Below are 12,044 nucleotides of genomic sequence, written 5' to 3' on the forward strand. Positions count from 1 at the left end.
GTTCCGCCCAATGGGTACGGCCTTCGCCTGTAGGCCGGCCTCGCTCCGACGGCGGCCTTGACCAGCATCGCTGCCGGACTGAAACCCGACCGACTTGTCCGCCCGGTCCGAATTCAAATGGCGGTGGCCGCCCTGTAGGAGCGGCTGGCCCGTCTTGGGCTTCAGCCGCGAATCGCGGAGGAAATCCAGCCGCCCGGGCTACGCTAGACCGGGGTCCAAGCTCGAATGCAGTCATAGGACAGGATCAGCCCGACACCTCTTACCGCCGAGGACGCGAAGGAAAACCAGGACACCTCCGTGTCCTCAGCGTCCTCTGCGGTCAAGCGCCTTTCGCTGCGACGGACGACCCGCCGCTCAGTCCGGGAACACCCCGGTCGACAGGTAGCGATCGCCGCGGTCGCACACGATGCTGACGATCACCGCGTTCTCGACCTCGGCCGACAGCTTGAGCGCCGCCGCCATGGCACCGCCCGAGCTGATGCCGGCGAAGATGCCCTCCTCCGCCGCCAGCCGCCGCGTCATGACTTCGGCTTCCTGCTGGGTCACTTCCATGATGCGGTCGATCTTGGAGAAGTCGCAGATCGCCGGCACGTATTCGGCCGGCCATTTGCGGATACCGGGGATCTGGGCGCCGTCGATCGGCTGCACGCCGACGATCTGCACCGCCGGGTTCTGCTCGCGCAGGTAGCGGCCGGTGCCCATGATGGTGCCGGTGGTGCCCATGCTGGAGACGAAATGGGTGATGCGGCCGCCGGTGTCGCGCCAGATCTCGGGCCCGGTACCCTCGTAGTGGGCCAGCGGATTGTCGGGGTTGGCGAACTGGTCGAGGATGATGCCCTCGCCGGCGTCGCGCATGCGCTCGGCCAGGTCGCGCGCACCTTCCATGCCCTGCTGCTGGCTCACCAGCACGATCTCGGCGCCGAAGGCCTTCATGGTCTGGCGCCGCTCGATGCTCAGGTGCTCGGGCATGATCAGCCGCATGCGGTAGCCCATCATCGCGGCCGCCATCGCCAGCGCGATGCCGGTATTGCCGCTGGTGGCCTCGATCAGCGTGTCGCCGGGCTTGATGTCGCCGCGCGCCTGGGCGCGCCGGATCATGCTGAGCGCGGGCGGTCCTTCACCGAGCCGGCCGGGTTGTTGCCTTCGAGCTTGGCCAGCACGACGTTGCTGCTTCTGCCTGCCAGGCGCTTGAGGCGGACCAGCGGGGTGTTGCCGACGAAATCTTCGAGCGTGGGATACATGGGGCACTCCGGGGAAGGGCCGTATTGTACCGGCGCGCACCGGGCCGCGCGGAAAGGCCCGAATCGCATTTCGATATGCGCGGGCGCGAAGGCGCAGGACGAAAAAAGCCCCGCCGAAGCGGGGCCAGCATGCAGCGGAGAGAAGCGATTCGTCGCGCGGCGCGCCTACTTGGGGAAGAAATCCTTCAGCGGCCGCTTCAGGTGCACCATCCACAGCTGGGTGTCGCGTTCCTCGCCGGCCTCGATCGCATAGGCGGCGTCGGTCGCATTGCCCTTGCCGTCCTGCAGCTTGCCGGCGGCATCGACCTGGAAGTCCTCCGGGTCGCCGTCCTTGCCCACCCGGCCCTTGAGGCCGAAGTCGTTGTCGTTGACGAAGGCCAGCTGGGTCGCGTCGGCGGCCTTGCCCGGCTCGGCCACGATGGCCAGGCCCTCGGCTTTTTCCGGCGTCCAGCCCAGCTCGCGCAGATCGAACAGCCGCGTCTTGCGCGCCATGCGCAGGCCCGACGGCGCGCCGATCGAGACGATGTTGCTGGAGCCGGCCACCGTGCCGCCGGCCTGCAGCGCGGCCAGCGCCTGGGCGTCGCCGTATTCGAGCGCGCGGCCGTCGGCCAGCGTCAGCCCGCTCAGGTCCTGGGCGCCGGCCAGGTCGACCAGGTAGACGATGTTGCGCATGCGCTTGTTCTTGTCCTTGCCTTGCTCGATCAGCAGGAAGCGCGTCTCGTCGATGGCGACGATGTCGCCGAGCTTGGCGTCGCCGGCACGCTTGTAATCGTCGACCTCGAGCGGGTAGGCGAACATCCGGGTCGCGCCGCTGGCCGGGTCGAGCTCGACCAGCCGGATGAAGCGCGCGCTCGAGCGGGTCTCGCCCTTGAGGTCGAGCGTGCTCTGCACCGCGGCCACCACCTTGCCGGCCGGCGTCACCGCCACGCCCTCGAAGCCGCGGTTGGGCTGGCGCTCGGCCAGGATCGCCGGCAGGCCGGCGCCGGGCAGGTATTGCTGCAGGATCTCGCCGGTCTTGGCGTCGACCTGGGCCAGCACCGGGCCGTACTCGTCGACGATCCACAGCCGGCCCTGGCGGTCGACGTCGATGCCTTCCGGGTCGAGGCCGAAATCGTCGAACTTCAAGGGCTTGAGCGCGTCGTCGAGCGGCATTTCGCGCGACGAGCCCGAGCTTTCCGGCGGCAGCGGGCGGCCGCTGACCGGCTTGCCGTCCTGCTTGAGCGGCAGGCTGGAGGCGAGCCGGGCCGAATCGGCCAGTTGCACGTTGATGACGCCGATGCGCGGCGTGAAGTCCGGCGCCAGGAAGACCTTGGACGACAGCGGCTTGCCGCCGGCCGCGTAGCGCGGCGAATCGCCGTTGGGGCCGCGGTCGGTCAGCGCCCAGAAGCTCAGCGAGGCATCGGCCTCGTAGCCCTTGAAGCGCAGGCCCGAGCCGTAGGCGGCCGGCAGGCCGCGCGGGAAGGCCGCGCGGAACAGGCCGGCGTAGGCGATCGACTCGCGCTCGGGCAATTCGACGGTGTAGCGCTCGACCGTGGCGACCACCGGGTGCTCGACCGCGGCGATCTCGACCGGCGCAGCGAGGAGAGGAGCGGACAGGACGGCGAGGACGGCGGCGATCGGACGGAGGTGCATGGCTGGATTCGCGGAGTGAGGAATCCGTACAGCCTAGCGGGGCAAGATGACAGCGGCGCGAAACGGCCGTCGAGGCGGATGAAACGGTGCTCCGACGCAGCGAAACGGCGACGCCGGCGCCAGAAAAGCGTAGGAGCGGCTTCAGCCGCGAATGCCCAGGGTGGAAAAGGCATTCGCGGCTGAAGCCACTCCTACGGCGGATCGATCCCATCCAGAGGTCGGGCTTTGCGTCTGACGGCGATCCCAGCAACGGTCGCTGTCGGGCGTAAAGCCCGACCTACCGACCAGCATGCTCCGCAGCCGGCGGAAGATGCGCGATCGAGCGCAGCGAGGCTCCCTCGCGGCGGCGAGGGCGGGGGAGAGGGATAAATCAGGGGAGCCAGGTGGTTCCGAATACCCGGACCGTCAGCACCCGGCTTCGCCGGGTGCTCACTGCGCGCCGATCTGCAGCGGCCGCGCCAATTCAACCCTGGCGACTCAACCCTGGCGACTCAGCCAATCGATATAGCGATCCACGCCCTCCTCCACCGTCAGGAACGGCGCGTCGTAGCCGGTCTCGCGCAGCCGGCCGATGTCGGCCTGGGTGAAGCTCTGGTACTTGCCGATCAGCGCCTCGGGGAAAGGCGTGTACTCGATGATGCCCTGCGCCACCAGCTCGGCCAGCGGCAGCGCCGGCTTGCCCTCGTGGCGGCGGCAGGCGTTGACGTTGGCGGCGGCCAGCTCGTTGAAGCTCTGGGCGCGGCCGGTGCCGAGGTTGAAGATGCCCGACTGCTTGGGATGATCGAGGAAGTGCAGGTTGACCCGCACCACGTCCTCGACCGACACGAAGTCGCGCCGCTGCTCGCCGTCGCCATAGCCGTCGCAGCCGGCGAACAGCTTGACCTTGCCGGTCTCGCGGTACTGGTTGAAATGGTGGAAGGCCACCGAGGCCATGCGGCCCTTGTGGCTCTCGCGCGCGCCGTAGACGTTGAAGTAGCGCAGGCCGACCACCTGGGCGGTCAGCTCGTCCCAGCGCCGCCGCACGATCTGGTCGAACAGGAACTTGGAATAGCCGTAGACGTTGAGCGGCCCCTCGAACTCGCGCTCCTCGCGGAACACCTTGCCGGCGCCGTAGACCGAGGCGCTCGAGGCGTAGATGAAGGGGATTTCCTCGATCTGGCAGTAGTCCAGCAGCGCCAGCGAGTACTGGTAGTTGTTGTCGAGCATGTAGCGGCCATCCTGCTCCATGGTGTCGGAACAGGCGCCCTGGTGCAGGATCGCGCCGATCTCGCCGTCGAAGTCGCCGGCGTCGAGCTGCTCGATGAAGTCTTCCTTGTCGATGTAGTGCGCGATCTCGCAATCGACCAGGTTGCGGAACTTGTCGCCCTTCTTGAGGTTGTCGACCGCGATGATGTCGCTGACGCCGCGCGCGTTGAGCGCCTTGACGAGATTCGATCCGATGAAGCCGGCCGCGCCGGTGACGACGATGAACATGGGGAGGGTCCGTATCGGGCTGGGAATGGAATGGCCGGGATTTTAACCCGGCCGTGCGGCCGAACGGCATGCGGATGTCCAGCCGTTCGGGTCGGCGGCATCAGTCGCACCCGCTGGAAAGGAAAAGCGCAGTTCGGAATTCATTTCCGACAGCAATCCGAATTCCGGGCGCTGTCGGAAATGAATTCCGACCGACAACCGGGCCGCCAGCTGACGTTAGTCCCGGAACAGATGGGTGAACGCCCGGCTCACCGGCAAGCGCTCGCTGCAACCTTTCACCAGCACCTGCATGCGTTCGGCGTCGATGCGCTCGGCGGCCTGGATGGCGGCCACGTTGACCAGCGTGCCGCGGTGGATCTGCCAGAACCGGTCGGGGTCGAGGCCGCCGAGCAGATCCTTCAGCGGCGTGCGGATCAGCGCCTCGGAATCGCTCAGCACCACCCGGGTGTACTTGGTGTCGGACTGGAAGAACAGCACGTCGTCGACGTTGATCAGCTTGATCTGCTTGCCCACCGTGGCCTTGATCCACTTCATCCGCTCCTGCACCGGCTGCGGCACGGCGGCCTTGAGCCGGCTCAAGAGATCGGCCAGGTCGGCCGGCTGGGCCGCGAGCTTGGCCTTGATGCGCTCGATCGCGCGGTCGAGCCGGTCGGCCTCGACCGGCTTGAGCAGGTAGTCGACCGCACCGGTCTCGAAGGCGTCGACCGCGTACTGGTCGTAGGCGGTGACGAACACCACGTGGGCGGCGGTGCCGATCCGCTCGGCCACCTCGAGGCCGGACAGGCCGGGCATGCGGATGTCGAGGAACACCACCTCGGGCTCGTGCTCGAGGTAGCCGTCCAGGCGTCGTTGCCGTTCTCGGCCACCGCCACCACGGCGGCGTCGGGCCAGCGCTGCGCCAGCATGGCGACCAGGCGCTCGCGCATCAGGGGTTCGTCTTCGGCGATCAGGATACGGGTCGTCATCGGTCGTCTCGTCTGTGTTTGATGTTCGAATTCGGATGGGGGCCGGCAGCTTATCAAACCGGCACGGCGGACGGCGCGACCTGCCCCGGCACGGGCGCGGCGCCGGGCCGCAGGTGGATCGCGGCGACCGTGCCCGCCTCGCCGCCCGCCGCGACGCTCAGCCAGGCCGCCTCGCCGTAGAGCAGCTGCAGGCGCTCGCGCACATTGGCGAGGCCGACGCCCTCCTGCCACGGCTCGACCAGGCCGACGCCGCTGTCGGCCACCACGACCCGCAGGCCGGCCGCGTCCTCGCAGGCCTCGATGCGGATCTCGCCGCCGCGCAGCGCCGGCTCGATGCCGTGCTTGACCGCGTTCTCGACCAGCGTCAGCAGCATCATCGCCGGCAGCTCGCGGCCCGCCAGCGCCGGCGGCAGGACGAAAGTCAGTTGCAGGCGGTCGCCCAGCCGCGCCTGCATCACGCGCAGATAGGCTTCGGCCAGCCGGAAATCCTCGGCCAGCGTCACCCGCTCGCCGCGCATCTGCGCCAGGCTGCCGCGCAGGAACTGGATCAGGTGGGCCGTCAGCGCGGCCGCGCGCGGCGCGCCGTCCTCGGCCAGCTGCTGCACCGCGCCGAGGGTATTGAACAGGAAATGCGGCTCGATCTGGGCCTGCAGCAGCTTGAGCCGCTCGTCGCTGAGCCGGCGCGCCAGCCGCTCGCGTTCCGACTCGAGCCGCATCTGCTCGGCCATGGCCTCGTAGTCGCGGTTGCGGATCAGGCTGACCAGCCCGATCAGGCCGGCGTAGCACAGGCCGGTGCACAGGCCGGCGATCGCGGCCGGCCGGCCGACCCGGGCCAGCGCGTCCAGCACAGGCCGGCCATCGCCGGCGGCCATCGTCAGCGCGCCGCAGAGGGCGCCGGCGACCGTCACCGCCACGATCAGCACCACCTGCCGCGGCAGGTGGCGGCTGAACTGCCGGTAGTTGAACCAGACGCCGAGCACGCCGAAGCCCAGCGACAGGATGAAGCAGTTGGCCAGCAGCACCGCGGCGAGCAGGCTGAAGCGTTCCGGCCAGGCGAAATGCACCAGCGCCCCGATCGTGCAGCACAGCGCGACGAGCGCGGCACAGGCGGCATCGCTGCGCCAGCCGCCGTAGCGCACCATGAAGCGTTCGAGCTGCAACCGCTCGATCGCCGTCAACTTGGCCAGCCGCCGCGCGATGAAGCGGTTCCAGCGCGAGCCGGCCTGCTCGGCCCGTTCCGGCCGCCGCAGCACTTCGATGAACTCGTTCTCGCTGCTGCGGTGCCATTGCACCAGTCTTCGCCACATCGCGCCGCCCTCCTATCGATGAGCCGAGCGTACGCGAGCGGCCAGCCGCACTGCCAGCCGGGCGGGATGAACGACGAAGCGGGCGGGACGGACGACGAAGCCGCGCTTCAATCGTCGTCCAGCGCGGCGGCCAGGACGGCCGGCAGCTCGGCCTCGCCGACGTGGTGGAACAACTCGCCGCCGACGATCTTCATGTTCGGCCCGTCCTCGCACATGCCGAGGCAGGGAAAGCGATGCACACGCAGCGGCAGGCCCCGGGCGGCGATCTCGGCCTCGAGCCGCGCCGCCAGCGCCTCGCTGCCGCGCGCGGCGCACGATGGATTGGGCGCGTAGCGGCGCTTGATGCAGACCATGATGGTTTTCATGGCCGCGATTGTAGAGGCTGGCGGCCCGGCGGCGACGTCAAGGCCTGGCCCAGCTGCTGTTGCAGCAGTTCGAACACCGCCTTGATCCGCACGGTATTGCGTAGGTCCGGATGGATCAGCAGCCACAGCGCGGACTCGCATTCCGCGATCGGTTCGCCGACCCGCTGCAGCGCGGCGGATGCATCGCCGAGGAGGCAGGGCAGCACCGCCAGGCCCAGGCCGGCGGCGCAGGCCTCGCGCACCAGGCCGAAGCTGCTGGTGCGGTAGCCGACCGTCTCGAGCGGCGTCACCGCATCGAGCCAGCGCAGCGTGCGATGGCCGTGATACGCGTCGTCCAGCGCGATCCAGTCGTGCTCGCCGGGCGCCCGGCCCGCCGCCTGCGCCAGGTAGTGCGGCGCGCCGTAGACGCAGAACGGCAGCGGCGCGATATGCCGGCCGATCAGGTAGTCGGGCGGCTGCGCGGTCGGTCGGACGGCGATGTCGGCATCGCGCTTGGACAGGTTGGCCGAGCGATTGTCGACCTGCACCGTCAGGGCGATCTGCGGATAGCGCCGGCGGCACAGCGCCATGATGGGCTGCAGGAGGGCCAGGGCGATGGTGTCGGTGGTCGAGATGCGCACCGGACCGCTGGGCCGCAGGTCTTGCCCGGCGATCCGCAACAGCGCGCGACCGGCGGTGTCGTCCAGCTCGGCGCCGGCGCGCGCCAGCTCCTCGCCGGCCGGCGTGGCGTGGTAACGGCCGCCGGCGCGCTCGAACAACCGCACGCCGAGGCGGCCTTCCAATTGATTCAGCCGGCGGAACACCGTCGCATGGTTGACGCCCATGCGCCGGGCCGCACCGGCGAGCGAACCGGTTTCACCGATCCAATGGACCAGGCGCAGGTCGTTCAGGTCTTCGGGTGTTTGCATTTTCGCAAGTCGATCTGGCCAATTTGGCGAATTGTATGGCGAATATTGCAAAACTAGACTGCAGGCCTCGACAACTTCTGCAGGAGCGCAACATGAAACGCAATCTGAGGGGCGCCTTGATCGCCCTCGCATGCTCGCTGGGCGTGCAGGCCGCCGAACCGATCTGGGACGGCAACACGGTGGAGATGGTCAGCGAGAAGCTGGCCGACGGCGTCTATGCCTACTACGCCGGCAACGCCCGCGAACTCAACGCCAAGGGCGGCGCGGCCGCCACCAGCAGCGGCCTGATCGTCGGCAGCAAGGGCGCGCTGCTGGTCGACACCATGCTCAACCGGCGCCTGAACGCGCAGGTGCAGCAGCTGAGCCGCAAGCTGGGGGCGAAACCGATCCTGTATGCCGTCAACACCAGCGCGCACGGCGACCATGCCTACGGCAACATGTACCTGCCGGCCGGCACCGTGGTGATCCAGCACGCGCAGACGCGCCGCTACATGGACCAGCACCTGGCGGACGACAAGGCCTTCATGATCAAGAATTTCGGCGCCGGTCGCGGCATCGAGGAGATCGAGGCGCGCACCGGCGACCTGCTGGTGGCGCCGGGCGGCACCGTGACGCTGGACCTGGGCGGCCGGACGGTCGACGTGATCGACTTCGGTTTCGCCCAGACCGGCGGCGACCTGTGGGTCTGGGAGCCGCAGGCCAAGGTGCTGTGGAGCGGCAACCCGGTGATCGCCGGCAAGCCCGCCCTGCCCTGGCTGCTCGACGGCCACCTGGTGGCCACGCTTGAGACGTTGCGCCGGGTATACGACTTCCTGCCGGCCGATGCGCGCATCGTGCCTGGTCATGGGGTGCCGATCGGCAAGGAGGATCTGAAGTGGCATATCGACTACCTCGCCACGATCGAGGCGCAGGTCCGCACCGCCATCGCGCAGGGGCTGAGTCTGGAGCAGACGGTGAAGCAGGTCGCCATGCCGGAGTTCGGCGGTTACGCGCTGTTCGGCTGGGTGCATCCGGGATTGAATGTGCCGGCGGCGTATAAGGATCTGGGTGGGAAGTAGGCCCCGGATCGCGGCACGGCGGCCGGACGACCGTCCCGCCTCCATCGCCAGCGGTCCGCCCTGCCCTCACTCCTCCTTCATCGCCTGCCGCGCCTCGCGCGCGAAGTCGAGATAGCGCCGGCGGATGCGCTCCAGCTCTTCTTCGTCGAGTTCCTCCAGGTCGAGCAGCGAATTGTTGGCCTTCTCCAGCACGTGGATCAGTTCGTCGAGCTTGATCTGCAGCGCCTCGGTATCGCGGTTCTGGGTGTTCTGGATCAGGAACACCATCAGGAAGGTGACGATGGTGGTACTGGTGTTGATCACCAGCTGCCAGGTGTCGCTGTAGTCGAACAGCGGCCCGGTGACGGCCCAGGCCAGTACCAGCGCCAGCGCGGTGCAGAAGGTGACGGGCCGGCCGGACAGCGCGGCGATGTGCTTGGCGAAACGGGTGAACAGCGATTTTTTCCTGCTGGCCATGGCGGGCTCCCGGTCGGTCGAAGGGTGGATCGAATCCGCGCGGCGCTCAGCCGTTCGCCCAGCGCTCGGCCTGGCGCAGCATCAGGTGGCCCAGCGAAGGCTCGCGCGCGGCGGTGGCGCGCAGCCAGCCGGCATCGTTCTCCATGCGGCGGACCTGCTGCAGCAACTCGTGGATCGCCTGCGCGCCGCCCAGCGGCACCGAGTGCGGCAGCACCCGCTCGAGCGTGTCGGTCAGGTCGTCGCACAGCGGCCGTTCGCGGCTGCCGGCCACGTCGATGAACTGCGCGGCCAGTCCGAAGCGGCAGGCCTGGAAGCGGTTGAAGGTATAGGGCATGCCGAGGTCGGGATGCGGCACGATGCCCGGCTCGCTGCGCAGCCAGGCCACCAGCGCCTGGGCGAAGGCGGCCAGCCGGGCAGCCTGGCGCGGCGTCAGCGGGGTGTCGCAGATGCGCAGCTCGATGGTGCCGTAGTTGGGCTTGGGCCGGATGTCCCAGTAGAAGTCCTTCATGCTGCGCACCACGCCGTAGCCGGCCATGCGCTGGAAATAGTCGCGGAAGCCGGCCCAGTCGTCGACCGGCGGCATGGTGCCGGACAGCGGGAAGGCGTTCACCGCGCTCAGGCGCGAGCTGTCGAAGGCGGTATCGACACCCTGGTAGAACGGCGAGCTGGCCGACAGCGCGATGAAGTGCGGGATGTAGCGCGACAGCAGCCGCGTCAGCCGCACCGCCTCGTCGCCGTCGCGGCAGGCGATGTGGATGTGCTGGCCGAACACGGTGAACTGCTTGGCCAGGTAGCCGTACAGCTCGGATACCGCGAGGTAGCGCGCCTTGGGATAGATGCGCTGGTCGCTCCAGCGCTGGAACGGATGGGTGCCGCCGCCGGCCAGCGCCAGGTGCAGCCGGTCGGCCGCCGCGACCAGGTGGTCGCGCAGCGTCTCCAGCTCGGCCGCCAGCTCCTCGTAGCGGTGGTGCACGGTCGAGTTCAGCTCGATCATCGCCTCGGTGATCTCGGGCACCACATTGCCCGGATGGTCGCGCCGCGCCAGCTGCTCGAGCAGGTCGGGCGCGCCGCGGGTGAGGTTGTAGTCGTGGCTGGAGAGGATCTGCAGTTCGAGCTCGACCCCCATGGTCAGCTGTTCGCTGCCTTGAAGTCGAGGACCTCTTCGAGTTCGGTATCGGTCATGCCTTCGCTCCTTGCTCGGCCGCGGTCTCGCCGGCGCGCCGCAGCGCCCAGCGGGTGGTGATCGGGCCGATGGCCTCGAGCAGGCACAGCGCCGCCAGCGCGATCGCGGTGGTCTGTGCGCTCAGTTCGGGAATCGCCGCCACGGTGCCGTGCATGGTGAGCACGGCCAGGCTCGACATCGGCAGCAGCACCACGCCGAGCCAGCCGCCCTGCGCATGGCTGATGCCGCTGAACGGCGCCAGCAGCCAGGGCACGGCGATGCGCACCGCGCCACGTACCGCCAGGTAGAGCGCGGCCCACAGCGGCGCCTGCAGCCAGGCGGTCAGGTCGAGGCTGGCGCCGATCTGGACGAACAGCACGCAGACGAACAGGCTGCGCAGATGGTCGATGTTGAGCCCCAGCAGCGCCTCGCCGCGGCCGATGTTGCGGGTGGCGATGCCCAGGCTCAGCACCGCCAGCAAGGGCGGCACGCCGAGCGCCTGAGCGATGCCGACGGCGGCGACGATGGCGCCGAACAGGAACAGCATCGGCAGCACGTCGCGCTGGCCGCGCTGGCGCAGCCAGCGCAGGAACAGGCAGAGCAGGAAGGCGCAAGCCACGCCGAGGCCGACCGCGCCGACCAGCTCCCAGGCCGGGTCGAGCAGCGCCACGCGCCAGCCGTCCTCGCGGGCGAAGCGCGCCAGCGAGATCAGCAGCACCGCCAGCACCAGCGCCAGCGCGTTGTTGACCGCCGCAAACAGCCGCGCCCATTCGCTGACGCGGCCCTCGGCGCGCGTCTCGCGCAGGATCGGCAACAGGATCACCGGCGAAGTGGTCATGGCCAGGATGGCCAGGAGGCCGGCCGCCACCGGTTCGATGCCGAGCAGCGAGAACAGCGCATAGACCGCGGCGAACACCGCCACGCTCTCGATCAGCGCCAGCGCCAGGAGGCGCGGCTCGCGCCGCAGCCAGTGCCAGTCGAGATGGCGGCCGAGCTCGAACAGCAGGATGCCGATGGCGATGTCGGAGAACAGCGCGAGCTGGCGCATCACGTCCGGGTCGATCGCCCGCAGGCCGACCGGGCCGAACACCAGGCCGGTGATCAGGTAGCCGGTGATGGTCGGCAGCCTCAGCAGCCGGTGGCCGGCCTCGGCCAGCAACACGGCGCCGAGCAGGCACAGTCCGATCATGATCAGGTGGTTGTCCTGCATGATGCTGCGCGCGAACAGCGTGTAATCCATGGCCCTCCCCTTCGGATGCCGCGCTACGGACGCCGCGGCTTCATGGGTAGTCCGCCGCGGCGAAGGGCAAGTTCCCTGGCGGGCTCGGCCGTAGGGGGCGTGCGGTGCAAGGAAGGTGGGGGCAAAGCGCAGGGGACAGGCCGCCGGGCGGGGCAGATCTGCGCCGTCGGTCGGACGTCGATGCCGGCCGGACGTCGATACCGGTTTTGTAGGAACGGCTTCAGCCGCGAATGGTCG

At 69.1% G+C, this 12,044-nt stretch carries 10 protein-coding genes and 1 pseudogene; 1 reads left to right on the top strand and 10 read right to left on the bottom strand.

Annotation, left to right across the window (positions count from 1 at the left end; translation table 11 throughout):
* Window positions 1–354: 354 nt before the first annotated feature.
* The 7 genes and pseudogenes from cysM to H9L41_RS12700 all read right to left on the bottom strand — a co-directional run bounded on the left by cysM (window position 355) and on the right by H9L41_RS12700 (window position 7,891).
* Window positions 355–1,310: pseudogene (gene cysM / locus H9L41_RS12670) on the bottom strand (cysteine synthase CysM).
* 96 nt (window positions 1,311–1,406) lie between these two features.
* Entirely contained in the window at window positions 1,407–2,873 is a 1,467-nt protein-coding gene (locus H9L41_RS12675; protein ID WP_028446986.1) for an esterase-like activity of phytase family protein, read from the bottom strand.
* 477 nt (window positions 2,874–3,350) lie between these two features.
* Complete coding sequence (rfaD, locus tag H9L41_RS12680) at window positions 3,351–4,346, bottom strand: ADP-glyceromanno-heptose 6-epimerase (protein WP_028446985.1); 996 nt, start codon at window positions 4,344–4,346, stop codon at window positions 3,351–3,353.
* A gap of 216 nt (window positions 4,347–4,562) precedes the next feature.
* Window positions 4,563–5,159 carry a LytR/AlgR family response regulator transcription factor gene (locus tag H9L41_RS12685; protein WP_265583763.1) on the bottom strand — a complete coding sequence of 199 codons (597 nt, stop codon included), beginning with the start codon at window positions 5,157–5,159 and terminating at the stop codon, window positions 4,563–4,565.
* Between the two features lie 205 nt (window positions 5,160–5,364).
* Entirely contained in the window at window positions 5,365–6,618 is a 1,254-nt protein-coding gene (locus H9L41_RS12690) for a sensor histidine kinase (protein ID WP_051319181.1), read from the bottom strand.
* 107 nt (window positions 6,619–6,725) lie between these two features.
* Window positions 6,726–6,983 (bottom strand): (2Fe-2S) ferredoxin domain-containing protein, encoded by a 258-nt coding sequence (locus H9L41_RS12695; RefSeq protein WP_051319180.1) that lies wholly within the window; start codon window positions 6,981–6,983, stop codon window positions 6,726–6,728.
* Window positions 6,980–7,891, bottom strand: coding sequence for a LysR family transcriptional regulator (locus H9L41_RS12700; protein ID WP_034607413.1), 912 nt, complete (start codon window positions 7,889–7,891; stop codon window positions 6,980–6,982). Before H9L41_RS12700 ends, H9L41_RS12695 begins: the two co-directional genes overlap by 4 nt.
* A gap of 92 nt (window positions 7,892–7,983) precedes the next feature.
* Here H9L41_RS12700 and H9L41_RS12705 point away from each other — a divergent pair, with 92 nt between their 5' ends.
* On the top strand, window positions 7,984–8,949 hold the full coding sequence (locus tag H9L41_RS12705) for an MBL fold metallo-hydrolase (RefSeq protein WP_028446983.1): 966 nt from the start codon (window positions 7,984–7,986) through the stop codon (window positions 8,947–8,949).
* Window positions 8,950–9,015: 66 nt separating this feature from the next.
* Here the strand turns inward: H9L41_RS12705 and H9L41_RS12710 are convergent, their stop codons facing one another.
* The 3 genes from H9L41_RS12710 to H9L41_RS12720 are packed head-to-tail and all read right to left on the bottom strand — an operon-like array spanning window position 9,016 to window position 11,807.
* Entirely contained in the window at window positions 9,016–9,405 is a 390-nt protein-coding gene (locus tag H9L41_RS12710) for a low affinity iron permease family protein (RefSeq protein WP_028446982.1), read from the bottom strand.
* Between the two features lie 46 nt (window positions 9,406–9,451).
* Window positions 9,452–10,531: a YbdK family carboxylate-amine ligase gene (locus H9L41_RS12715; RefSeq protein ID WP_187523384.1), complete on the bottom strand. Its 1,080-nt coding sequence runs from the start codon at window positions 10,529–10,531 to the stop codon at window positions 9,452–9,454.
* A gap of 52 nt (window positions 10,532–10,583) precedes the next feature.
* Complete coding sequence (locus tag H9L41_RS12720; protein WP_028446980.1) at window positions 10,584–11,807, bottom strand: cation:proton antiporter; 1,224 nt, start codon at window positions 11,805–11,807, stop codon at window positions 10,584–10,586.
* Window positions 11,808–12,044 lie beyond the last annotated feature (237 nt).

This window comes from Chitinimonas koreensis (assembly GCF_014353015.1).
Taxonomy (GTDB): Bacteria; Pseudomonadota; Gammaproteobacteria; order Burkholderiales; family Chitinimonadaceae; genus Chitinimonas; species Chitinimonas koreensis.